Consider the following 22,812-nt stretch of genomic DNA (forward strand, 5'->3'; position numbering starts at 1 on the left):
CGCCCCTGCGGACCGGCGCTCGACGGGGCAGGCAGATCACGAGCGCCAGACCCAATGACGAATCAACACGCCACGCCGGCTCGTTATCCCAGCCCAAAGCGAATGATGTCGTAAGGTCAGGCGCGCGCCAATTGATGGCCGTTCGCAATCCGCCGAAAGGCTGGCAACGTGACCTTTCGGCAACTTGCGGCAGGTGGGCGCGATTTACTCAGACGATCTGGTTGCGCAGCACTACCTCGCCGCGCGAGAGGCGGCTGAGATTGTCGAGGAGGATGTCGACCACGTTGGTCTCGTAAGCGCGGGTCTCGCCGGCGCTGTGCGGGGTGGCGATCACGTTGGGCAGCGTCCAGAAGGGCGATTCCGGCGGCAGCGGCTCGTCGTGGAAGCAGTCGAGCCCTGCTCCCGCGAGATGGCCCGAGGCCAGAGCCGCCAGCAGCGCCTGTTCGTCGACGACGCGGCCGCGGGCGACGTTGATCAGGAAGGAGCCGGGACGCATGGCGGCGAGCGCGTCCTTGCCGATCAGCCCTTCCGTCTCGGGCGTCAGCGGGCAGGTCAGCGCCACCAGGTCGGCCTCGGCCAGGACCTCGTGCAAATGGTCGGGCGTGACGACGACGTCGACATTCGGCTCGCGCCGCGGCTGGCGGCGCACGCCAATGACGCGCAGGCCGAAGGCCGAGGCGAGCGCGGCGAGCCTGAGCCCGATGCGGCCGAGGCCGACGATGACCAAGGTCTTGCCGCCGAGCTCGTCCTCGCGCCTGCCGCGCTCGCCGATCATCGGCCGCCAGAATTTTGCGACCTGATTGTCGCGGGCGAGGTGGATCTGTCTGTTAAGGCCGAGGATCAGCGCCATGGCGTGCTCGGCGACGGCGCGCTCGTTGCCGCCCTGGGCGCTGGCGAGGCGGATGCCGGCCTCGGCGAAGGCCGGCTTGTCGAACTGGTCGGTGCCGGCGCTGATCGACTGGACGAAGCGTAGCTTCGGGCAGGTCGCGATCAGCTCGTTGCGCCAGAGCCCGGAGACGACGATGACATCGGCCTCGGGCGCGCGGGCCTTAAGCTCGTCGAGCGTGCGGACCTCGAAGCTCGCGGCGGCCCGGCCGCGCGTCGCGAATTCGGCGCCGAGCTGATAGGCGGCATGGGCGAAGCCGATCGTCAGATCGCGCTCGTTAGGCCAAGACTTCATTCCGTCGTCCCCTGATTGTCGTTGATCGCGAGCTTATCGGCGGAAATCCGTCCCGTCTCCGCGTCCGATGCATGCAGCCTCTACGCGACGCCGCCCGGCACAGGCACGAATGAGGCCAGGGCAGCGGCAAGCCGTTGCCACGCCGATTCATCGCCCGGCAGGCCGAAGCGCAGCCAACTCGCATCGTTCTGGAAGCGGCGGACATAGAGGCCATTGCAGCCGAGATGGGCGAAGAGCGCGGGGGCAGCGGGGGTGGCGAGCAGGCGGTAGAGCGCGGTGCCGCCGACGATCCGGCCGTGAGGCACGAGCAGCGCGTCGAGGCGGGCGGCGTCGCGGGTGCGGGCCTGTGCCGTCTCCGCCAGCCAACCGGAATCAGCGAGCGCGAGCGCGCCGACATGCAGCGCCGGCCCCGCCACCGCCCAAGGTCCGAGCGCGGCGCGCAGGGCCTCCGTCAGGCGGAGCTCGCCGATCGCGAAGCCGAGCCTGAGACCCGCGAGCCCATAAGTCTTGCCGAAGGAGCGCAGCACCAGCGTCGCCGGCGGCAGCTCCGGGATCAGGCTGGCCTGCGGCGTGAAGTCGATGAAGGCCTCGTCGATGACGAGCAGGCCGCCTTTTGCGGCAAGCTCATGCGCCAGCGTGGCGAGGCGGACGCGCTCGATCAGCAGGCCATCGGGGTTGTTCGGGTTGACCAGCACGACAGTTTTGGCGTCGCCGATCTCTTCGAGGCCCGCGATCTCTCGCACCGGAGCGCCGGCCTTGCGCCAGGCCAGGGCGTGCTCCGCATAGGTCGGGCCAAGCACGGCCACCGGCCCCTCTGCAAGGCGCGGCAGCAATTCGATCAGGATCTGCGTGCCCGGCGCCGCGACGAGGCCCGCCGCATCCGGCACGCGATAGGCCTTTCGCGCCGCCGCCAGCAGCGCCGCCTCGTCGGCCTTGCCCGGCAGGCGCTGCCAGAGGCTTAACGGCAGCGCGGGAACCGGGTACGGGATGGGGTTGATCCCGGTCGAGAGATCGATCCAGGGCTCGGGCGCCTCCGGAAACAGCGCTTTCGCCGTCGCCAGATCGCCGCCATGCCAGACCTCACCCTCAACCAAGTTCTTTCCTCCAGCCAAGACCGTTTTCCACCCGCATGAGCCCGTCCGAAACCCTGCCGCTCCTGTTAGCCGCGCTCGTGATCGAGGCGGCCTGCGGCTATCCGCAGGGCTTGTACGCATGGATCGGCCATCCCGTCACCTGGATCGGCGCGCTGATTTCGCGGTTGGATCGGGGGCTGAACCGGGAGGGCGACAGCCTCGCGCGGCGCAAGGCGGCGGGCGTTCTGGCGCTGATCCTGCTGTTGGCGATCACGCTGGCCATCTCGCTCGCACTGACCACTCTGTGCCGGATGCTGGGGCCGTTCGGTCTGCTGCCGCTGGCGCTGGTCGCCTCCAGCCTGCTGGCGCAGCGCAGCCTGCACGAGCATGTCGCCCGTGTCGCCGAGGGGCTGGAGAGCAGTGGGCTCGCGGAGGGGCGCAAGGCGGTCTCGATGATCGTCGGCCGCAATCCCGAGAGCCTCGACGAGGCCGGCGTCGCGCGCGCCGCAATCGAGAGCCTGGCCGAGAATTTTTCGGATGGCATCGTCGCGCCGGCCTTCTGGCTGGGCATCGGCGGGCTGCCGGGCGGGGCGCTCTACAAGGCGGTCAACACCGCGGATTCGATGATAGGCCACAAGACCCCGCGCCACCTCGCCTTCGGCTGGGCGGCGGCGCGGCTCGACGACCTCGTCAACCTGCCGGCCTCGCGGCTGACGGCACTGCTGCTGGTCGCGGCCGCCGCGCTCGACCGGGATGCGAACCCCGCCGATGCCTGGCGCGCGGTGAGGCGCGACGCCAGCTATCACCGCTCGCCCAATGCCGGCTGGCCGGAGGCGGCGATGGCGGGAGCGCTGGGGCTGCGGCTGGCAGGGCCGCGCATCTACGGCGAGACCCGCGTCGAGGACGGCTGGATGGGCGATGGGCGGGCGGAGGCCGGCGCGGCCGATATCAGAAGGGCGCTACGGCTTTATCGGCGGGCGTGTGGGCTGTTGTGGGGATTGGCCGGGCTGGGCGCGGGGACAGCCATTGTGATCGCCTTGTAGCAGGGTCGAACGATCACCTTACGCCGCGCCATCTAAGACGTTATATTGCTCGCTGAACGGGAAGTGAGCCTATTATGGGAACGCATGTCACAATCGATGAGGATGTCGTGCGCGCAGCCGAGAAATTGGCGCGTGAGCAGCACCGCTCGGTCGGCGAGGTGATTTCCGAGCTGGCGAGACGTTCCCTGCCCGCCGCACAGCAGATCGAGTACCGCAACGGCATCCCATTGCTGCCGCGGCGCCCCGGTGGCACCCCGATAACGCTGGAACTCGTCAACGCGCTTCGCGACGAGGACCCGTGACGTTCCTGCTCGACGTCAGCGTAGTCATCGCATTGATCGATCCAGAGCACGTCCACCACGACGTTGCGCATGATTGGTTTGGGCGCGTCGGCGCCACGGCCTGGGCCACCTGCCCAATCGTCGAGAACGGCGTCATCCGCATTCTCGGCCATTCGAGCTATCCGCTGGAAAGCGTCAGCGGCTCTCCCGCGCGAATAGCCACCATCCTCAGTGATCTGCGCAATGTCCCGGGACACGTCTTCTGGCCAGACGATGTCAGCCTGCTCGACTCTGACCTGATCGATCTGAACGCTCTGCTCAGCTCGCGGCACGTGACCGACAGCTATCTCCTCGCGCTCGCCGTCAAGCACGGTGGCCAACTCGCGACATTAGATCGCCGACTGGCCACAGGAGCCGTCAAATCGGGAGCGCAGGCGCTGCACGTCATCGCCCGCGACTGAACCATCAAAACTCGATCCCCTCCTGCGCCTTCACCCCCGCTGCGAAATGATGCTTCACCAGCGTCATCTCGGTCACCAGATCAGCAGCCTCGATCAGCTCCGGCTTGGCGTTGCGGCCGGTGACGACGATGTGCAGGTCGGGCCGGCGGCCAGCCAGCGTCTCCACCACCTCGGCCAGCGGCAGGTAGTCGTAGCGCAGGGCGATGTTGAGCTCGTCGAGCACCAGCAGGCGGATCTCCGGGTCGGCCATCAGCTCCCTCGCCTTGGCGAAGGCCCGCTCGGCGGCGGCGATGTCGCGGGCCTTGTCCTGCGTCTCCCAGGTAAACCCCTCGCCCATGCTGTACCAGGCGACCTGATCGCCGAAGGCTTCCAGCGCCTTGCGCTCTCCGGTCGACCAGGCGCCCTTGATGAACTGGACCACGCCGATGCGCCAGCCATGGCCGAGCGCGCGCAGGATCAGACCGAAGGCGGCGGTCGACTTGCCCTTGCCGGGGCCGGTGTTGACGATGAGCAGGCCCTTCTCGCGCGTCTTTCCGGCGATCTCGGCATCCTGCACCGCCTTGCGCTTCACCATCTTGGCCTTGTGGCGGGCGGCCTCCTCGGCGTCGATCGTCATCACAGACCTCACTTCACTTGCATCGGCAGGCCGGCGACCATGAAGACCACGCGGTCGGCCTTCGCCGCAAGGCTCTGGTGCAGCCGCCCGGCCTCGTCGCGGAAGCGCCGCGCCAGCGCGTTCTCCGGCACGATGCCGAGCCCGACCTCGTTGGAGACCAGCACGATCGGGCCAGAGGCCACGGCGCAGGCCGCGATCAGATCCGCGCTCGCGGCGGCGACATCGCGCTCGGCCAGGATCAGGTTGGTCAGCCAGAGCGTCAGGCAATCGACCAGGACCGCCCGGCCAGCCGGAACCTGCCGAATCGCATCAGGCAAGGCCAGCGGGGCATCGATGGTCGTCCAGCTTTCCGAGCGGCGGGCGCGATGCTCGGCGATGCGCTCCCGCATCTCGTCGTCATAGGCCTGCGCGGTGGCGATATAGCTCCAAGGCGGCGGCAGTGCCTCGACCAGCGCCTCGGCATGCCTGCTCTTGCCGGAGCGCGCGCCGCCGAGAACGAGGGTGAGCGGAGGAAGGATCGTCGCCACAGCCGGAGCCTCTGTCGGAAAAACCGTCATTGCGAGCGCAGCGAAGCAATCCAGAGGGACTGCGCGAGACGCTGGATTGCTTCGCTGCGCTCGCAATGACGATCGGTGCATTGCACAGCCTCGTCCACATGGCTAATGATCGTAACCGACGGTGCCTCGGCAACGAGGTGAAAAGGGAACGCGGTGCGATACCGCGGCTGCCCCCGCAACTGTAAGCGGCGAGTTTCGCGCCATCGGCCACTGGGGCAACCCGGGAAGGCGGCACGGAATTTGGACCCGCGAGCCAGGAGACCTGCCGTCCTAGTCGCTGCAATCCAATCGGCCGCCGGTGGGGTGGCCAAGGAGACCAAGATGAACACGAACACGGCTTCGATCTCGAGCCAGGCCAGCGTCTCCGAACGGGCGAAGGCTGCTGTCGCCGCCCTCGTGCTCGGCTCGGTGCTGGTCTTCACGGTCGGCTTCGCGCATTCGACCAGCATCCACAACGCCGCTCACGACACGCGCCACACCCTCGCCTTTCCCTGCCACTGAGGGAAGAGCATCATGGTCAATCGCGTTCTCACGGTCAGCCTGCTGGCCGGGCTTCTGGCTGGGCTGCTGATCGCCGCGCTCCAGCACGTCACCACCACCCCGCTGATCCTCAAGGCAGAGACCTACGAGACCGCCATGCGCGCTTTCGAAGCGCAGCAGGCCGCCTTCTCGGGCGAGGCCAAGCTCATCCTTGCCCATAGCGGCCACGAGGGCGCCGAGCATGCCGAGTGGAAGCCGGAGGACGGGCTGCAGCGCACCGCCTTCACCACGCTCGTCACCATCGCGACCTCGATCGGCTTCGCCGCCCTGCTGCTCGGCGGCATGATCGCGGCGGGCGACGCCATCGACGAGCGCCGCGCCCTGATCTGGGCCGCCTGCGGCTTCCTCGCCTTCGGCCTCGTGCCTGCCGCCGGTTTGGCGCCAGAGCTGCCCGGCAGCGCCGCCGCCGAGCTGGTGCACCGGCAGATCTGGTGGATCGCGACCGCGCTCGCCACGGCCGGCGGGCTCTTCGTCTTCCTGCGCATGGAGGCGCCCTGGCTGCGCGCGCTCGCCGTGCTGGTGATGCTCGCCCCGCACGTCATCGGTGCGCCGCATCCGGCCGCGCCCGAGAGCAAGGTCCCGGCCGAGATCGCGGCGCATTTCACCGCGCTCTCGCTCGGCATCCAGGCCGCGCTCTGGCTGGTCACCGGTTTCGCCGTCGGCGTGATCTGGCCCTGGGTCAGCCGTCGCGCCACTGCGGCGCCCGCCACGGCCTGAGGGCCGCGCGATCCTCTGGGATCGCGCCAGAAGGAGCCGGACATGTCGGAGGGCGACCTCACGATCTTCGTCTGCGTTGCCTGCCAGCGCTCCCGGGCCGACCTGCCCGAGGGCTTTGACCGGCCGGGCCTGGCGCTCGCCGAGGCCTTGCGCGAGCGCATCGCCTTGGCGGGGAGCACCATCCCGGTCGAGCCGGTCGATTGCCTCGCCGTCTGCGACCGGCCCTGCACCGTCGCCTTCGCGGCCGGCGGCAAATGGACCTACCTGATCGGCGACCTCGACACAGACACTCACACCGACGAGATCGTCAGCGCCGCCACGCATTACGCCGCGAGCGCCAACGGCATCGTCGCCTGGAAAGACAGGCCCGCCTCCTTCCGCAAGGGCGTGGTCGCGCGCGTGCCGCCTCTGCCGGCACCGCCACAGCAAGGATAAGCCATGAACGCTCCTACCCCGTCGCTCGGCCAGCCCACTTCACTCGGCAAGGTGCCCTGCACGATCATCACCGGCTTCCTCGGCGCCGGAAAGACCACGCTCGTCCGCCACCTGCTCGAAAATGCCGGCGGCAAGCGCCTCGCCGTGCTGGTCAACGAGTTCGGCGATCTCGGCTTCGACGGCTCCTTCATCGCCGGCTGCGGCATCTCCGGCTGCACCGCCGAGGACATCGTCGAGCTGCCGAACGGCTGCATCTGCTGCACCGTCGCCGACGATTTCGTGCCGGCGCTGGAGAAGCTGCTGAACCGCCCGAACCCGCCCGAGCACATCCTGATCGAGACCTCCGGCCTCGCGTTGCCGAAGCCGCTGGTCTCGGCCTTCAACTGGCCGGCGATCCGCTCGCGCGTCACGGTCGACGGCGTCATCGCCGTGGTCGACGGGCCGGCGGTGGCGGAAGGGCAGTTTGCCGACGATCCGGAGGCCCTCGCCACGCAGCGCGCGCAGGACGCCTCGGTCGATCACGACAACCCGCTGGAGGAGGTGTTTGAGGACCAGATCCTCTGCGCCGACCTGATCCTGCTCAACAAGAGCGACCTCGTCGATGCCGCCGGCCGCGAGCGGGTCAAGGCCGAGATCGCCGCCCACCTGCCCAAGGCGATCAAGATCGTCGAGACCTCCCACGGCAAGGTCGAGCCGGCGCTGATCATCGGCCTCGGCGCCGCCGCCGAGGGCGACCTCGCTGGGCGCCCCTCGCATCACGGCGAGGGCGAGGACCATGACCACGACGATTTCGACAGCGTCTCGCTGCCGCTGCCTGATGTCGCGACGCCGGAGGAGCTGACCGCCCGCGTCGCCAAGGCGGCCGAGGCCGAGGGCGTGCTGCGGCTGAAGGGTTTTGCCGGCATTCCCGGCAAGCCGATGCGGCTCGTCGTGCAGGGCGTCGGCCGGCGCGTCGGCCATCATTATGACCGGGCCTGGGGCGCGGACGAGGCGCGCGACGGGCGGCTCGTGGTCATCGGCCTAAAGGGCTTCGACCGTGCTGCCGTGGAGGCCGCGCTCGCGGGCTGACCATCGATGCACCTCCTCCCCTCCAGCGAGATCAGGCTCGACGACGGCGAAGACGCCGTCGATCTCGCCCTGCCGCCGGGGGATGTGCTGGTGCTGTCGTTCTCGGACAGCGACCTCTCGGCGCTGGCGGCTGCGGTTCGGTGCGAGGTGACTCCATCCCCGTCATGGTCGGGCTTGTCCCGACCATCCACGTCTTTGCCGGGCTCGTCCGTCATCGACGTTCAAGACGTGGATGCTCGGGACAAGCCCGAGCATGACGGCGGAGGGCGTGGCGGGCTGAACCTCCGCCTCGCCTCGCTGCGGCGGCTGAAGCATCCGCTCTCGATCGATTTGCTGATCGAGAAGACGGCGGCGCGAAGCGGCTTCGTGCTGGTGCGCTGCCTCGGCGGGCTCGATTATTGGCGTTATGGCATCGAGCAGTTGGCGCAAGCCTGCCGACGCGAGGACGTGGCGCTGGCGGTGTTGCCGGGAGATGACCGGCCGGATGCGCGGCTGGCGGAATATGGGACGGTCGCGCCGGAATTCGCCGAGGCGCTGCTGGGCTATTTCCTGGCGGGCGGCGGCGCTGAGAACATGCGGCGACTGCTGAGCCTGATCGCCGCCTATGGGAACGGTCGCGCGACCCCTCATCCGCCTGCCGGCACCTTCTCCCGCAAGGGGAGAAGGGAGCAATGGCCGCCGGGGTATCCTTCTCCCCTTGCGGGAGAAGGTGGCCCGGCGCAGCCGGGACGGATGAGGGGTCGCGCCGACCTTTCCGTAGAGAGAGACGAGCCTCCCGTCATCCTGCCAGCGCTCTTCGCGCTCGATGCCAACGGCACTCCGAGCGCGTGGCCGGAAGCGCTCGCACACCTCCCCGCCGCCCACCTGCTCGTCCCGATCCTGGTCTACCGCTCCGCCGTCTCGGCCGGCGACACGGCCATGGGCGAAGCGATCGCGGAGGCCTTGCGCGCACGCGGCCAAGCCCCGCTCATCCTCGCGCTGACCAGCCTGAAAGACCCCGCCGTCACCGCCGAGCTCACCGCTCTGATTGCGCAACGCAAACCAGCGGCCATCGTCACCACCACCGCCTTCTCCGCCCGCGACGGCGCCGGTTTCGTCCTCGACGCCGCCGATTGCCCGATCCTGCAGGCCGTGCCGGTCGGCAGTCCGCGCGAAGCCTGGGCGGCATCGCCGCGCGGGCTCTCCGGCGTCGACATCGCCATGCAGGTGGCGCTGCCGGAATTCGACGGGCGGCTGGGGGCGATCCCGGTCGCGTTCAAGGCGGAGGAGGTCGATCCGGCGACCGGGTTGACGATCCGCCGGCTGGTGCCGGATGCGGACGGGGTCGCGGCACTGGCCGATCTTGCGACGAGCTGGATCGCGCTGGCTCGCAAGCCTGTCGGCGAACGCAGGCTCGCGTTGGTGATGTCGGACTATCCGGCGCGCGGGGGACGGGCCGGCTTTGCGGTCGGGCTCGATACGCCGGCGAGCGTGACGGCGATCCACGAGTTGCTGGTGGAAGCGGGCTATGATGTCGGCCGTCATTGCGAGCAAAGCGAAGCAATCCAGGAGGTCTCCCGCACCCAGTCCCCCTGGATTGCTTCGTCGGCTGCGCCTCCTCGCAACGACGGTGAGAGGCGACCAAACGGCAGCCTGATGCAGGCCCTGACAAGCGGTCCGTCCGATTTCGCCGTCCCGCTATCAACCTACCGCGCCTGGCTCACCGCCATTCCAGAAGTGGCCCGTGACGCGCTCCTCGCCGCCCATGGTGACCCCGCCACCGACCCAGCCCGCGACGGCACCGCCTTCCGCTTCCGCGCGCTCACCACCGGCAAGCTCACCATCGCCCTCCAACCGCCGCGCGATTCATCGCCCGACCGCAAGGCGCGCTATCACGACCCCGACGCGCCGCCAGGCCATGCCTATCTCGCCTTCTATCTCGGCCTGCGCGAGACCGCCGGCATCGACGTGCTGATCCATCTCGGCACCCATGGCACGACCGAGTGGCTGCCGGGCAAGGCTGTCGCGCTCTCCCCCGCCTGCTGGCCACGCCTCGCTATCGGCGCTCTGCCGGTGATCTACCCGTACGTGGTCGACGATCCCGGCGAGGCCGCCCCGGCCAAGCGCCGGCTCTCGGCCGTCACGCTCGGCCACCTGCCGCCGCAGGTCATGAATGCCGAGGCCGCCGGCGAGGTCGGGCTGCTGCGCGACCTGGTCGAGGAGTTCTCGCAGGCGCAGGTGCTCGATCCGCGCCGGGCCGAGCTGGTGGCGCGCGAGATCCGCGAGCGCGCCGAGGCGAGCGGATTGGCCGAGGCCTGCGGCGTCACGCCCGACCTCGACATGGCCGGCGCGCTCACCGCCCTCGACGCGCATCTCTGCGACATCACCGAACTGCCCTTCCGCGACGGGCTGCACGTCTTCGGGCAGGCGGCGCATGATCCCGCCTCCTCGCAGAGCGAGCGCGACAACCTGCTGCGCGCGCTCGACGGCCGCTTCATTCCGCCCGGCCCGGCCGGCTCGCCGCATCGCGGCCAGGCCGATGTGCTGCCGACCGGGCGCAACCTCTCGACGCTCGACCCGCGCGCGATCCCGACCCGCTCCGCCGCAAAGCTCGGCGCGCTCGCGGCAAGGGCCGTGGTCGAACGCCATCTCCAGGACCATGGCGACTATCCCCGTCGCATCGCCATGGACCTCTGGGCCTCGCCGACGCTCCGCTCCGGCGGCGAGGACATCGCCCATGCGCTGGCGCTGATGGGCGTCGAGCCGCTCTGGGACCTCGCTTCGACCCGGGTGACCGGCTTCACGGTCATTCCGCAGCCGAAACTGTTATCCCCACGCGCCGACGTCACCGTGCGCATCTCCGGCGCCTTCCGCGACACCTTTCCGAGCCAGATCGCGCTGATCGACGCCGCCGCGCGCGCCGTCGCCGCGCTCGACGAACCGGATGAGTGGAACGAGCCCGCCGCCGCTCGCCGCCGCGGCGAGGCTGGCGCCCGCATCTTCGGCGCCGCGCCCGGCCGCTATGGCGCGGCCATGGCCGACCGCGCGCTCGATGGCGACTGGGCCGGGCGAAGCGATCTCGCCAACGCCTATCTCGCCGCCAGCAGCCATGCCTATGGCGGCGCGGAGGGAACGGCCGAGGCCGATGCCGGCTTCGCCCAGCGCATCAAAGGGGCCAACGCTTTCGTCCATGTCAGCGACACGGCCGGCCGCGACATCCTGGAGGCCACCAGCGCCGCCGATGTCATCGGCGGCTTCGCCGCGGCGGCCGAGAGCCTGGGTGCGGCCCCCGCGCTCTACAGCCTCGACAGCTCGAAACCGGAAACGCCGAAGGCGCGCACGCTGGCGGAGGACATCTCGCGCATCGTCCATGGCCGGCTCTGCCATCCGCGCTGGATCGCGGGCCAGCTCAAGCATGGCTGGCGCGGCGCGGCCGAGCTGGCCGAGACCGTCGACACGCTGTTCGTCTATGCGGCCAGTACGGATGCGGTGCCACCGGCGCTGTTCGACGCCGTGTTCCAGGCCTATTGCGCCAACCCGGCCGTGTGGAACGCGCTGGAAGCCGCCAACGCCCCGGCCGCCGCCTCGATCCGCGCCCGCCTCGGCGAGGCCGAGCGGCACGGCTTCTGGACGAGCCGGCGCAACTCGGTCGGAGCCTTCCTCGCCAGCAAGGATGCGGCGGAATGAGCCCGCTGCCCAAAAATCTGACCGACAGTTCGAGCCCTCATCCTGAGGAGGCCTGCAGGGCCGTCTCGAAGGATGCTCCAGCTGGTTCCGGAGCCTCCTGGAGCATCCTTCGAGACGCCGCTGACGCGGCTCCTCAGGATGAGGGCTCAGGGGCATCCGAGCCGGATTCCAGGGAGGCGCTGCGGCGCGGCTGGTGCCCGAGCACGCTGCGGCCAATGGAGACCGGCGACGGCTGGCTGGTGCGCCTGCACCCGCCGGGCAATGCGCTGACGCCCGGCCAGTTGCGACGCGTTGCCGAACTGGCCGAGATGCATGGCAATGGCCTGATCGAGATCTCGGCACGTGCCAATCTCCAGCTTCGCGGGGTGAGCGCGCAAACGCATCCGGCGCTGGTCGAGGCACTGCTGGCGGAGCATCTGGTCGACGAGACCGAACATGACGGCCCGCAGAAGCTGGTGCTGACCTCGCCGCTCGCGGGGCATGATCCGTCCGAGCTGATCGACGCCGCCGCACTGGCGCGTGAGATCGGGCAGCATGCGCGCATGGTCGCTGGGCTGCCGGCAAAAGCCGGCGTGATCGTCGATGGCGGCGGGCTGTCGCTGGACGATTTTGCCGCCGATCTGCGCGTCGTCGCGGCGGAGGAAGGCAAGATCGCCATCGGCTTGCCGGATGACACATGGCTCGGGCCCGTGACTCCGTCCGACGCCGCCGATGCCGTCATCGGCCTGCTGCATGGCTTGGCAGCGGGCCGTCGCGCCGAGCCATCGGCGATCCGGCGCCTGCGCGACCTCCCGCCGGCCGGCCTCGCGAAGCTGATCGAAGCGAGCGGCCTGCCTATGGCCAGCGCACCGCAGAGATGCCCCGCCCCGGCCCGCGCCGGCCTCTTCGCCCTGCGCGATGGTCGTTTCGCCGCCATCATCGGCCTGCCCTTCGGCCGTTCAGATGCAGGGACGCTCGCAGAGATCGCTGACATCGCGGGTAGAAACGGCAGTAACGAAATCCGCTGCTCGCCCTGGCGCGGCCTGGCGTTCCTAGGGCTCGACCAGAAGCGAGCCGAGGCCGTTCTTGCCGCAGCCGATGCGCTCGGCCTGATCACCCAAGACATGGACCCTCGCCTTTCCGTCCAGGCCTGCGCCGGCGCGCCGGCCTGCTCGCGCGGCGAGACGCCGGCGAGCGGCGATGCGGCTGTTCTGGCCGAGGCTGCTGCACCACTGCTGGCAAGCGGCCTCACGCTGCACGTCTCCGGCTGCGTAAAATCCTGCGCTCATCCGGCCGCCGCCGACCTGACGCTGGTCGGGCATGACGGCCGCTACGATTTGGTTTTCAACGGCACGACGCGGGACACGCCCACCCAACGGCTTGACCTTTCGCAGATTGTGCAGCGTCTGCAGCCGGGACAGGATTTTCACACCCGCCTCATCACAGGCCGGGCTTCGGGACCAAAAGTTTGAGCGAGCGTTACGACTATATCCGCGACGGAGCCGCGATCTACGAGCGCTCCTTCGCCATCATCCGGGCCGAGGCCGATCTCTCGCGCTTTTCCGGCACGGCGGCGCGCGTCGTGGTCAGGATGATCCATGCCTGCGGCATGACCGACCTGCCTGATGATGTCGCGATGTCCGATGATTTCGCGGAGGCCGCCGAGGCGGCGCTGAAAGCCGGCGCGCCGATCCTGTGCGACGCCAAGATGGTCGCCAACGGCGTCACCCGCGCCCGCCTGCCGGCCGAGAACGCCGTGATCTGCACGCTCGACGATGCGCGGGTGCCGGGCCTCGCCAAGGAGATGGGCCTGACCCGCTCGGCCGCGGCGATGGAGCTGTGGCGCCCTCACCTTGCCGGCGCGCTCGTGGTCATCGGCAACGCGCCGACTTCTCTGTTCCGGCTGCTCGAGATGCTCGATGCCGGCGCGCCGAAACCCGCCGCGGTGATCGGCATTCCCGTCGGCTTCGTCGGCGCGGCTGAGTCGAAGCTGGCGCTGGCCGGGGACGGGCGCGTGCCCTTCCTCGCCGTGCAGGGCCGGCGCGGCGGCTCGGCGATGGCGGCGGCGGCCGTCAATGCGCTCGCGCAAGAGCGGGAGTGAGAAGGTGAGCGCGGATCGCTCGGGAATCCTGCTGTTCGGCGTCGGGCTCGGCCCCGGCGACCCCGACTACATGACGGTCAGGGCGCGCGACATCATCGCCAGCGCCGACAAGCTGGTGCATTTCTGCAAGAAAGGCAGCCGCGGCAATGCCCGCGCCACCGCGGACGCGGTGCTGCCGCCCGATCCCGAGCGCGAGATCGTGCTCGCCTTCCCGGTGACGGTCGAGGCCAATGTCGGCGACGCCGCCTATGACGGGCCGATCTCCGCCTTCTACGACGCAGCGGCCGAGCAGCTCGCCGGCGAGATGGCGGCGGGACGCAGCGTCGCCGTGCTCTGCGACGGCGATCCGTTCTTCTACGGCTCGTTCATGCATCTCTGGCGCCGGCTGGCGCATCGCTTCCCGACCGAGGTGGTGCCCGGCGTCACCGGCATGGCGGGAGCGTGGGCCAGGGCCGAGGCGCCGATCACCTGGGGCGACGACGTCATGACCGTGCTGCCCGGCACGCTGGCCGAGGCGGAGCTGACCCGCCGGCTGAAGGACACCGACGCGGCCGTGATCATGAAGCTCGGCCGCAACCTGCCGAAGGTGCGCCGGGCGCTCGACGCCGCCGGGCTGATCGGCCGCGCCATTTACGTGGAGCGCGCCACCATGGCCGGTCAGGTGGTAACGCGGCTCGCCGACAAGGCCGACGATATCGCACCTTATTTCTCGATGGTGCTGGTGCCCGGCGAAGGGCGGCGGCTATGAGCGAGCGTCCGATCTATTTCGATCTGCCCGAGGTTGGGCCCTCCCGGCTCAGTGCCGGCCTGGGCTCGCTGACAATCGTCGGGCTCGGCCCCGGCGAGGCGCAGTGGCTGACGCCGGCGGCGCAGCACGCGCTCGATACCGCCAGCGACCTCGTCGGCTACGGCCCCTATCTCGACCGCATTTCGGCGCGCGAGGATTGCATCAAGCACGGCTCCGACAACCGGGTCGAACTCGACCGTGCCCGGCATGCGCTCGAGCTCGCCGCCGGGGGGGGCAAGGTCGCGGTGGTCTCGGGCGGCGACCCCGGCGTCTTCGCCATGGCCGCTGCCGTGTTCGAGGCGCTCGAAGCCGGCGATCCGGCCTGGCTTGCGCTGCCGATCACGGTCGAGCCCGGCATCACCGCGATGCTGGCGGCGGCAGCCAGGGCCGGCGCGCCGCTCGGCGGCGATTTCTGCGCGATCTCGCTCTCGGACAACCTCAAGCCCTGGGAGGTGATCACCGCCCGGCTGGAGGCGGCTCTCTCAGCCGATTTCGTGATCTCGCTCTATAACCCGATCTCGAAGGCCCGGCCCTGGCAGCTCGGCGAGGCGCTCACGCTGGCGGCGAAGCATCGCCCGGCGGAGACGCCGGTCATCTTCGCCCGCGCCGTCGGACGGCGCGACGAGGCTTTGCGGATACTCTCGATGGCCGAGGCCGTTGCGGCGGCGGAGACGGCCGACATGGCGACGCTGGTGATGATCGGAGCATCGTCCACACGGCTGATCGCGCGGCCGGGCCAGAAACCGATCGTCTACACGCCGCGCTCGGTGACGAAGAGCCCCTGGGCCACCAGCCAGGGCAGGACCTGATCGATATGGTCGACATAGCCGACATCGGGCTTGGGCGGCCGCTCGACCATGACAACGGGCAGGCCGAGCCTTCGCGCCGCGATCAGCTTGCCGACCGTGGCGGGGCCCCCGGAATTCTTGCTGACCAGCACCTCGACGCCCTCGCGGCGCATCAGGTCCTCCTCGTCCTCGGCATCGAACGGGCCACGCTGCTGGATGACGGTGACGCCATGCAGCGGCAGGCGGTCGCCGATCGGCTCGATGGCGCGCACGAGGTAGCGGTGCTGCGGCGCATCGGCGAAGACAGGCAGGTCGAGCCGGCCGATCGTCAGGAAGACGCGGCGCGGCTCCTTGCCGAGCGCCCGGACGGCCGCGGAGATGTCCGACACCGATTTCCAGCGGTCGCCCTTCTGGGGCTTCCAGGAATCGCGGCGGATCGCCAGCAGCGGCACATTCTCCGCCTTGCAGGCCGCCTCGGCATGGAAGGGCATGATCGCCGCGAAGGGATGGGTGGCATCGACCACCGCGACGATGCCCTGCTCGACGAGATAGGCTCTGAGCCCGTCGATGCCGCCGAAGCCGCCAACGCGCACCGGCAGGTTCATCGGCCTGGGATCGACCGTATGCCCGGCCAGAGAGATGATCGCGCGAATCTCCGGCGCCTGCTCAGCGAGAAGCTGATCGAGCGCAGCAGCTTCGCTGGTACCGCCTAGGATCAGAACCGTCATGTCAGTGTTGTCGCCCGAAATGGATGAACTGTCGAGAACCGCCCCCGAAGCGGCGCAGCCCTGGCTCTCGCTGGTGGGCCTTGGCGAAGATGGCCGCGCCGGGCTTTCGCCCGAGGCCCTGGCCGCGCTGGACGGCGCCGAGCTGGTCTATGGCGGCGCCCGCCACATCGCGCTGATCGGCGACGTGCCGGGCGAGGCGGCGGAATGGCCGCAGCCCTTCCGCAACGCGCTGCCGATGATCCTGACCAAGCGCGGCCGCAAGGTCTGCGTCGTCGCGACCGGCGATCCCTTCCATTACGGCATCGGCGCCGGCCTCGCGAAGGCGATCCCGGCCGAGGAGATGCAGATATTCCCGCAGCTCTCCTGCTTCGCGCTGGCCTGCAACCGGCTGCGCTGGCCTCAAGAAGAGAGCGGCCGCGTCTCGCTGCATGGCCGCGCGCTCCAGCGCATCATTCCCTTCCTGCAGCCGGGCCGGCGCGTGCTGGCCTTGGCCTGGGACGGCACGACGCCGCAGCGCGTCGCCGAGGTGATGCGCGCGCGGGGCTTCGGCGCCTCGCGCATGGTGGTGATGGAGGCACTCGGCGGCCCGCGCGAGCAGATCCGCGAATGCACGGCCGACAGCTTCGATTTCGGCACGGTCGATCCGCTCAACCTGATCGCGCTCGACCTCGTCGCCGCTCCCGATGCGCAGGTGTTGCCGCTGGCGACCGGGCTCGACGAGGACTGGTTCGAGCATGACGGCCAGATCACCAAGTCGGAGATCCGCGCCATTACGCTGAGCGCGCTGCGGCCGCGTGCCGGCGAGCTGCTCTGGGATATCGGCGCCGGTTCGGGCTCGATCGGGCTGGAATGGTGCCTGCGCAATCCCGGCAACCGCACCATCGCCTTCGAGCAGAAGCCGGAGCGGGCCGAGCGCATCGGCCGCAACCGCATGAGCTTGGGCGCGCTCTCGGTCGAGGTGGTCACCGGCGCGGCGCCTGCTTCACTCACCGGTAAGGCTCCCCCGGACGCGATCTTCATCGGCGGCGGCATCACCGACGCGACCGTGTTCGAGGCGGCCTGGGCGGCGCTGAAGCCGGGCGGGCGGCTCGTTGCGAACGTCGTGACGCTGGAGGGCGAAGCGCGCCTGGCCGCGCTCTACGCCGAGCATGGCGGCTCGCTGCGCCGCATCGGCATCAGCCATCTCGACGCCGTCGGCACGATGCATGGCTGGCGCGCGGCGCTGCCGGTGACGCAATGGCGGGTGGTGAAGCGGTGACGGATTGCCCCACCAACCTCTCCGCCGTCATCCCGGACGGATTGAACCGTCATTGCGAGCGTAGCGAAGCAATCCAGGGGGATTGCGCTCTACGTCCCCCTGGATTGCTTCGCTACGCTCGCAATGACGCGAACGGGTGGTTGGCATGACCGGCGCTTCGGTCGTCGCCGGCATCGGCCTGCGCCCCGGCACGAGCGAGGCGGATATCCTCGCCTGCCTGGACGGTGCATTGGCGGCGGCAAATATCTCTGCTGAGACTGTGCGCCGTTTCGCCACGCTCGCCAGCCGCCTCCGTGAGCCCGGCATCGTCGCCGCCGCGCAAGCCCGCAATGCAGAGCTCGTCGCCATTCCCGACGAGGCGCTGAAGGGTTTTGAGGCCTCCTGCGCCACGCGCTCGACCCGGATCGCCGCGCTCTATGGCGTCGGCTCGGTAGCGGAAGCGGCCGCGCTGGCGGCAGCCGGGCCGGGCGCCGAGTTGATCCAGCCGCGCATCGCCACCGCCCGCGTCACCTGCGCTCTGGCCAGAAGCGCGGAGCGGAGCGCGCCATGACAGTGCATTTCATCGGCGCCGGCCCCGGCGCCGCCGACCTGATCACCTTGCGCGGGCGCGACCTGATCGCCGCCTGCCCGGTCTGCCTCTATGCGGGGTCGCTGATCCCAAAGGCGATGCTGGACTGGTGCCCGCCGGGTGCGCGCATCGTGGACACCGCCCCGCTCGATCTCGACGCGATCATCGCCGAAATCCAGACGGCGCATGCGAGCGGCCAGGACGTGGCCCGGCTGCATTCGGGCGACCTCTCGATCTGGAGCGCCACGGCTGAGCAGATGCGCCGGTTGGACGCCCTCGGCATCCCCTATTCGGTGACGCCCGGCGTACCGGCCTTCGCCGCCGCCGCGGCAGTTCTGAAGCGCGAGCTGACCTTGCCCGGCGTGGCGCAATCTCTGGTGCTGACCCGCACCTCGGGCCGGGCATCCTCGATGCCGGAGAAGGAAAAACTCGCGACCTTCGCCGCCTCGGGCGCGACGCTGGCGATCCATCTTTCGATCCATGTGATCGCGCAGGTCGTGGCTGAGCTGACGCCGTTCTACGGCGCCGATTGTCCCGTCGCGATCGTCTTCCGCGCCTCCTGGCCGGACGAGCGCGTGCTGCGCGGCACACTCGCAACCATCGCCACGCAGGTGCAGGAATCCGGCGTCGAGCGCACCGCGCTGATCCTGGTCGGCCCGGCGCTCGGCTCCGAGGATTTCGGCGAGAGCGCGCTCTACTCCGCCGGCTATGACCGCCGCTTCCGGCCGGGCGGCGGCGTATGAACGCGCGCGGATTGCTGGTCGCCGCGCCGCGCTCCGGCTCGGGCAAGACCACGATCACGCTCGGCCTCCAGCGCGCGCTGGTGAAGCGCGGCCTCACCGTGCGCGGGCTGAAATGCGGGCCCGACTATATCGACCCGGCCTTCCACGCCGCCGCGACCGGCGCGCCGAGCGCCAATCTCGATTCCTATGCGATGCCGGACACACTGCTTCGGCAGATCGCGGGCGCGGCGACGCAAGGCGCCGATATCGTCATCGCGGAGGGCTCGATGGGCCTATTCGACGGCGTGCCCGGACCCGAAGGCCATACCGGCGCCAGCGCCGATATCGCCGCCTTCTTCGGCTGGCCCGTCCTGCTCGTCATCGATGTCTCCGGTCAGGCGCAATCGGCGGCGGCAGTTGCACTCGGCTGCATGCGCTATGACGAGCGCATCAAGGTCGCAGGCGTGATCCTCAACAAGGTCGCGAGCGAGCGGCACCGCCGCCTCGCCTGCGCCGGCATGGCGCGGATCGGCCTGCCCGTGCTCGGCGCCCTGCCGCGCGAGGCCAGCCTGATCCTGCCCGAGCGCCATCTCGGGCTGGTGCAGGCCGGCGAAACCGAGGATCTGCACGCGCGGCTCGATGCTCTGGCGGAAGCCGTGTCGGCGGCGGTCGATCTCGATGCGGTGATTGCAGCGGCAGGGCCAACCATGCTGCCAGCCGGCTCAAACGCTGCGCCCGCCCTGCCCGCCCCCGGCCAGCGCATAGCCATCGCGCGCGATGCCGCCTTCAGCTTCGTCTATCCGCATGTCGAGGCCGGCTGGCGCGCGGCGGGCGCGACGCTGGTGGCGTTCTCGCCGCTGGCGGACGAGGCACCGCCTGAGGATTGCGATGCCTGCTGGCTGCCCGGCGGTTATCCCGAGCTGCATGCAGGACGTCTTGCGGCCGCGAGCACGTTCCTGTCGGGACTGCGCAGCTTCGCCGAGACACGGCCTGTCCATGGCGAATGCGGCGGCTACATGGTGTTGGGCAAGAGCCTGATCGATGCCGATGGCGTTTCGCATGTGATGGCCGGACTGCTCTCGGTTGAGACCAGCTTCGCCAAGCGCAAGATGAACCTCGGCTATCGCCGCGCCGTGATCGAGGCGAATGGTCCGCTCGGCAAGGCCGGACAAGCGCTGACCGGCCACGAATTCCACTACGCAACCATCGTCTCGCAGGGCGATGATGCCTCCTTTGCCGCGGTGACCGACCCACATGGCTCGGCGCCCGCTCCCGCCGGCAGCCGGCGCGGCAACGTCACCGGCTCGTTCTTCCACGCCATCGCCAGCCTCCCGGCGCAGGTATGAGCGCCTCGCCGGCCTTCGACGAGGCCTTTGCCGCTCGTCTCGACGAACTTCTGGCATGGCGGCGCGATGTCCGCCGCTTCCGGCCGGAGCCCTTGCCGGAGGCGCTGGTCGCACATCTCCTGCACCTCACCGACCTCTCGCCCTCGGTCGGCCATTCGCAGCCCTGGCGCTGGGTCCGGGTGAGCGATGCGGAGCAGCGACAGGCGGTGCGGGAGAGTTTTGCGCGCTGCAATGCCGAGGCGCTGGGCGACTACGAGGGCGAGCAGGCGGCGCTCTATGCGCGGCTCAAGCTCGAAGGCCTGCGCGAGGCGCCCGAGCAGTTCGCCGTGTTTTGCGACCACGCGACCGAGCAGGGCCACGGCCTCGGCCGGCGCAGCATGCCGGAGATGCTGGATTACTCGGTCGTCGCCGCGATCACGCAGTTCTGGCTCGCGGCGCGGGCGCGCGGCGTCGGCGTGGGCTGGGTGTCGATCCTGGAGCCGGAGGCGGTCAGCGCCGCGCTCGGCACGCCGCCTGAGTGGAAGCTGATCGCCTGGCTCTGCGTCGGCTACCCGCAGGAGGAGCATGCCGATCCGGAGCTGGTCCGGCATGGCTGGGAGGTTGGGCGCGGGCGCCCCTCACCCTAAGCAAGCAGGCGTGGGGAACCCTCTCCTGTAAGGAGAGGGCAGGGTGAGGTGTAGGCCAGAACACCAGTAAGGTGGGCGGTCCTACACCGTCATTGCGAGCGTAGCGAAGCAATCCAGGGGGCTCGCTCGCCCGGTCCCCTGGATTGCTTCGCTACGCTCGCAATGACGGTTAGCTCACGGCAGCAGCGTCCAACGGCCAGCACCTCACCCCTGCCCCTCTCCTTACAGGAGAGGGGTTCCCCGCGGGTTTTCCGCGACCTGCGTCAGGCCATCAAACCGCGACCTTGAACTCGGCTTCCGTCTTCGCCTTGATCTCGTCGAGCGAAACGCCCTCTGCCAGTTCGATCAGCGTAAGCCCGCCGCCATTGGCCTTGTCGAGGCTGAAGACGCCGAGATCGGTGATCACCATGTCGACGACGCGCGAGCCGGTCAGCGGCAGGTCGCAGGCCTTCAACAGCTTCGGCGATTCCGAGCCGTCCTTGTTCTTGGCGACGTGCTCCATCACCACGACGACGTTCTTGACGCCGGCGACGAGGTCCATGGCGCCGCCCATGCCCTTCACCATCTTGCCGGGGATCATCCAGTTGGCGAGGTCGCCATTCTCTGCGACCTGCATGGCCCCTAAGATGGAGAGGTCGATATGGCCGCCGCGGATCATGCCGAAGGAATCCGCCGAGGAGAAATAGCTCGTCGTCTTCAGCTCGGTGATGGTCTGCTTGCCGGCGTTGATCAGGTCCGGGTCCTCCTCGCCCTCATAGGGGAAGGGGCCCATGCCGAGCATGCCGTTCTCCGACTGGAGCTGCACGTTCATGCCGTCGGGGATGAAGTTCGGCACCAGCGTCGGGATGCCGATGCCGAGATTGACGTAGTAACCGTCCTTGAGTTCCTTGGCCGCGCGGGCGGCCATCTGGTCACGGGTCCAGGCCATGGTCGTTGCTCCTCAGGCGGTTGCGCGCGGGCGGGTGGTGCGCTGCTCGATGCGCTTCACCGGGTCGGCGAGGTGGACGATGCGCTTCACGAAGATGCCGGGCGTGTGCATGTGGTCGGGGTCGATCTCGCCGGCCTCGACCAGGTTCTCGACCTGCGCCACGGTGAAGCGCGAGGCGGTCGCCATCATCGGGTTGAAGTTGCGCGCCGTCTTCCGGTAGACGAGGTTGCCCTCGGTATCGGCCTTCCAGGCATGGACGATGGAGATGTCGGCGAAGATGCCGCGCTCCATGATGTAGCGCTCGCCGTCGAACTCGCGCTCCTCCTTGCCCTCGGCGATCAGCGTGCCGACGCCGGTCTTGGTGAAGAAGGCCGGGATGCCGGCGCCGCCGGCGCGGATGCGCTCGGCCAAGGTGCCCTGCGGGGTGAATTCGAGCTCGAGCTCGCCGGCGAGGTATTGCTGGGCGAAGAGCTTGTTCTCGCCGACATAGGACGAGATCATTTTGCTGATCTGGCGGGTCTCGAGCAGGATGCCGAGGCCAGCGCCGTCGACGCCGGCATTGTTGGAGACGAAGGTCAGGTTCTTCGCGCCGGAATCGCGAATGGCCTCGATCAGCTTGTCGGGAATGCCGCAAAGGCCGAAGCCGCCGGCCATGATGGTCATGCCATCCTTGACGACGCCGGCAAGCGCCGCCGCCGCATCGGGGAAAACCTTCTTCATCGCTGTGCCTTTGCCGCTGGGATCAGGAGAGCTTCCTCCCCACAGCACTAGCCGAGCGCATGGTGCGGTTCAACATGGACTAGACGAAAGGCGCGGGCAGCGCGGGGAACCCTCTCCTGTAAGGAGAGGGCAGGGTGAGGTGTAGGCCGTTAGCAGATTGAAGCTCGACTGGGGGACTACACCATGACGACCGAACAGCAGGAATTCGCGCGACGCCTGAGGAAGCAGTCCACGAAACCCGAGGACGTCATCTGGAACACGCTCCGCAGCCGCCGCCTCGACGGAATGAAGTTCAGGCGGCAGGCTCCATTGCTGAACTACACGGTCGATTTCATGTGTCTCGAACGCAAGCTGATCGTCGAGATCGATGGAAAGCAGCATGGTTGGGAGCGGAACTACGATGCGGCGCGGACGCACGAGATCGAGCAGCACGGCTTCGTCGTCGTCAGATTGACGAATGACGAAGTGCTGAACGATTTCGATGTAGCAATTGCGAAGATCAGGGCTGCCGCCAGTCCGTAAGCTTCCGCCGTTGTTAGGCGAGCACCCTACCTTCCAGCGGCCTACACCTCACCCTGCCCTCTCCTTACAGGAGAGGGTTCCCCGCGGTGCCCGCGCCAATTC

Annotated in this window: 25 protein-coding genes and 1 riboswitch; of the genes, 18 read left to right on the forward strand and 7 right to left on the reverse strand. The window is 69.2% G+C overall.

The window, feature by feature from the left end; genetic code table 11:
• Positions 1-208 precede the first annotated feature (208 nt).
• Positions 209-1,180 carry a D-2-hydroxyacid dehydrogenase gene (locus tag DWF00_RS18170; RefSeq protein WP_114829163.1) on the reverse strand — a complete coding sequence of 324 codons (972 nt, stop codon included), beginning with the start codon at positions 1,178-1,180 and terminating at the stop codon, positions 209-211.
• Between the two features lie 80 nt (positions 1,181-1,260).
• Positions 1,261-2,274 carry a threonine-phosphate decarboxylase CobD gene (gene cobD / locus DWF00_RS18175; RefSeq protein ID WP_245974041.1) on the reverse strand — a complete coding sequence of 338 codons (1,014 nt, stop codon included), beginning with the start codon at positions 2,272-2,274 and terminating at the stop codon, positions 1,261-1,263.
• Between the two features lie 35 nt (positions 2,275-2,309).
• Between cobD and cbiB the strand changes: the two genes are divergently transcribed.
• From cbiB to DWF00_RS18190, 3 genes are all read left to right on the forward strand, one after another.
• A complete protein-coding gene (cbiB, locus tag DWF00_RS18180; protein WP_114829167.1) occupies positions 2,310-3,296 on the forward strand; it encodes an adenosylcobinamide-phosphate synthase CbiB in 987 nt (328 codons plus the stop codon).
• Between the two features lie 74 nt (positions 3,297-3,370).
• Entirely contained in the window at positions 3,371-3,598 is a 228-nt protein-coding gene (locus DWF00_RS18185) for a CopG family transcriptional regulator (RefSeq protein ID WP_114829169.1), read from the forward strand.
• Positions 3,595-4,038, forward strand: coding sequence for a TA system VapC family ribonuclease toxin (locus tag DWF00_RS18190; protein WP_114829171.1), 444 nt, complete (start codon positions 3,595-3,597; stop codon positions 4,036-4,038). Before DWF00_RS18185 ends, DWF00_RS18190 begins: the two co-directional genes overlap by 4 nt.
• Before the next feature lie 4 nt (positions 4,039-4,042).
• On the opposite strand, the gene cobO is transcribed toward DWF00_RS18190, so the two are convergent.
• Both cobO and cobU read right to left on the reverse strand, forming a co-directional pair.
• Complete coding sequence (gene cobO, locus DWF00_RS18195) at positions 4,043-4,654, reverse strand: cob(I)yrinic acid a,c-diamide adenosyltransferase (RefSeq protein WP_114829173.1); 612 nt, start codon at positions 4,652-4,654, stop codon at positions 4,043-4,045.
• 8 nt (positions 4,655-4,662) lie between these two features.
• Positions 4,663-5,181 carry a bifunctional adenosylcobinamide kinase/adenosylcobinamide-phosphate guanylyltransferase gene (cobU, locus tag DWF00_RS18200; RefSeq protein ID WP_425453134.1) on the reverse strand — a complete coding sequence of 173 codons (519 nt, stop codon included), beginning with the start codon at positions 5,179-5,181 and terminating at the stop codon, positions 4,663-4,665.
• 132 nt (positions 5,182-5,313) lie between these two features.
• Positions 5,314-5,495: riboswitch (cobalamin riboswitch) on the forward strand.
• 37 nt (positions 5,496-5,532) lie between these two features.
• Between cobU and DWF00_RS18205 the strand changes: the two genes are divergently transcribed.
• The 9 genes from DWF00_RS18205 to cobJ are packed head-to-tail and all read left to right on the forward strand — an operon-like array spanning position 5,533 to position 15,313.
• Complete coding sequence (locus DWF00_RS18205; RefSeq protein WP_114829312.1) at positions 5,533-5,712, forward strand: CbtB domain-containing protein; 180 nt, start codon at positions 5,533-5,535, stop codon at positions 5,710-5,712.
• Between the two features lie 12 nt (positions 5,713-5,724).
• Positions 5,725-6,468 (forward strand): CbtA family protein, encoded by a 744-nt coding sequence (locus tag DWF00_RS18210; RefSeq protein WP_114829177.1) that lies wholly within the window; start codon positions 5,725-5,727, stop codon positions 6,466-6,468.
• Between the two features lie 42 nt (positions 6,469-6,510).
• Positions 6,511-6,903 (forward strand): DUF1636 family protein, encoded by a 393-nt coding sequence (locus DWF00_RS18215; RefSeq protein ID WP_114829178.1) that lies wholly within the window; start codon positions 6,511-6,513, stop codon positions 6,901-6,903.
• Between the two features lie 3 nt (positions 6,904-6,906).
• Positions 6,907-7,971, forward strand: a complete 1,065-nt coding sequence (gene cobW, locus DWF00_RS18220) for a cobalamin biosynthesis protein CobW (RefSeq protein ID WP_114829179.1) — start codon at positions 6,907-6,909, stop codon at positions 7,969-7,971.
• Between the two features lie 6 nt (positions 7,972-7,977).
• Positions 7,978-11,637 carry a cobaltochelatase subunit CobN gene (gene cobN / locus DWF00_RS18225; RefSeq protein ID WP_114829180.1) on the forward strand — a complete coding sequence of 1,220 codons (3,660 nt, stop codon included), beginning with the start codon at positions 7,978-7,980 and terminating at the stop codon, positions 11,635-11,637.
• Positions 11,634-13,088, forward strand: coding sequence for a precorrin-3B synthase (gene cobG, locus DWF00_RS18230; protein ID WP_114829181.1), 1,455 nt, complete (start codon positions 11,634-11,636; stop codon positions 13,086-13,088). The genes cobN and cobG overlap by 4 nt, the downstream gene beginning before the upstream one ends.
• On the forward strand, positions 13,085-13,717 hold the full coding sequence (locus DWF00_RS18235) for a precorrin-8X methylmutase (protein WP_114829182.1): 633 nt from the start codon (positions 13,085-13,087) through the stop codon (positions 13,715-13,717). Before cobG ends, DWF00_RS18235 begins: the two co-directional genes overlap by 4 nt.
• Entirely contained in the window at positions 13,692-14,465 is a 774-nt protein-coding gene (locus DWF00_RS18240; RefSeq protein WP_114829183.1) for a precorrin-2 C(20)-methyltransferase, read from the forward strand. Before DWF00_RS18235 ends, DWF00_RS18240 begins: the two co-directional genes overlap by 26 nt.
• Complete coding sequence (gene cobJ / locus DWF00_RS18245; protein WP_114829184.1) at positions 14,462-15,313, forward strand: precorrin-3B C(17)-methyltransferase; 852 nt, start codon at positions 14,462-14,464, stop codon at positions 15,311-15,313. Before DWF00_RS18240 ends, cobJ begins: the two co-directional genes overlap by 4 nt.
• Here the strand turns inward: cobJ and DWF00_RS18250 are convergent.
• A complete protein-coding gene (locus tag DWF00_RS18250) occupies positions 15,256-16,020 on the reverse strand; it encodes a cobalt-precorrin-6A reductase (RefSeq protein ID WP_114829185.1) in 765 nt (254 codons plus the stop codon). The genes cobJ and DWF00_RS18250 overlap by 58 nt on opposite strands.
• On the opposite strand from DWF00_RS18250, the gene cbiE reads away from it, so the two are divergent.
• The 5 genes from cbiE (at position 16,019) to bluB (ending at position 20,540) form a co-directional block, all read left to right on the forward strand.
• The gene (gene cbiE, locus DWF00_RS18255; protein WP_245974042.1) at positions 16,019-17,278 is read left to right on the forward strand and encodes a precorrin-6y C5,15-methyltransferase (decarboxylating) subunit CbiE; all 1,260 of its coding nucleotides are present in this window, start codon (positions 16,019-16,021) and stop codon (positions 17,276-17,278) included. The two genes, DWF00_RS18250 and cbiE, sit on opposite strands and share 2 nt — an antisense overlap.
• Positions 17,279-17,423: 145 nt before the next feature.
• A complete protein-coding gene (locus DWF00_RS18260) occupies positions 17,424-17,828 on the forward strand; it encodes a cobalamin biosynthesis protein (protein WP_114829187.1) in 405 nt (134 codons plus the stop codon).
• Positions 17,825-18,589, forward strand: a complete 765-nt coding sequence (gene cobM / locus DWF00_RS18265) for a precorrin-4 C(11)-methyltransferase (protein WP_114829188.1) — start codon at positions 17,825-17,827, stop codon at positions 18,587-18,589. Before DWF00_RS18260 ends, cobM begins: the two co-directional genes overlap by 4 nt.
• Complete coding sequence (locus DWF00_RS18270; protein ID WP_114829189.1) at positions 18,586-19,914, forward strand: cobyrinate a,c-diamide synthase; 1,329 nt, start codon at positions 18,586-18,588, stop codon at positions 19,912-19,914. The genes cobM and DWF00_RS18270 overlap by 4 nt, the downstream gene beginning before the upstream one ends.
• Complete coding sequence (gene bluB / locus DWF00_RS18275; RefSeq protein ID WP_114829190.1) at positions 19,911-20,540, forward strand: 5,6-dimethylbenzimidazole synthase; 630 nt, start codon at positions 19,911-19,913, stop codon at positions 20,538-20,540. Before DWF00_RS18270 ends, bluB begins: the two co-directional genes overlap by 4 nt.
• 271 nt (positions 20,541-20,811) lie before the next feature.
• Here bluB and DWF00_RS18280 read toward each other — a convergent pair whose 3' ends face one another.
• Entirely contained in the window at positions 20,812-21,468 is a 657-nt protein-coding gene (locus DWF00_RS18280; RefSeq protein ID WP_114829191.1) for a 3-oxoacid CoA-transferase subunit B, read from the reverse strand.
• A 12-nt stretch (positions 21,469-21,480) separates the two neighbouring features.
• Positions 21,481-22,188: a CoA transferase subunit A gene (locus DWF00_RS18285; RefSeq protein ID WP_114829192.1), complete on the reverse strand. Its 708-nt coding sequence runs from the start codon at positions 22,186-22,188 to the stop codon at positions 21,481-21,483.
• Between the two features lie 183 nt (positions 22,189-22,371).
• On the opposite strand from DWF00_RS18285, the gene DWF00_RS18290 reads away from it, so the two are divergent.
• Complete coding sequence (locus DWF00_RS18290) at positions 22,372-22,710, forward strand: endonuclease domain-containing protein (protein WP_114829193.1); 339 nt, start codon at positions 22,372-22,374, stop codon at positions 22,708-22,710.
• Positions 22,711-22,812 lie beyond the last annotated feature (102 nt).

The sequence above is a fragment of the Allobosea caraganae genome (assembly GCF_003351345.1).
Classification (GTDB): Bacteria; Pseudomonadota; Alphaproteobacteria; order Rhizobiales; family Beijerinckiaceae; genus Allobosea; species Allobosea caraganae.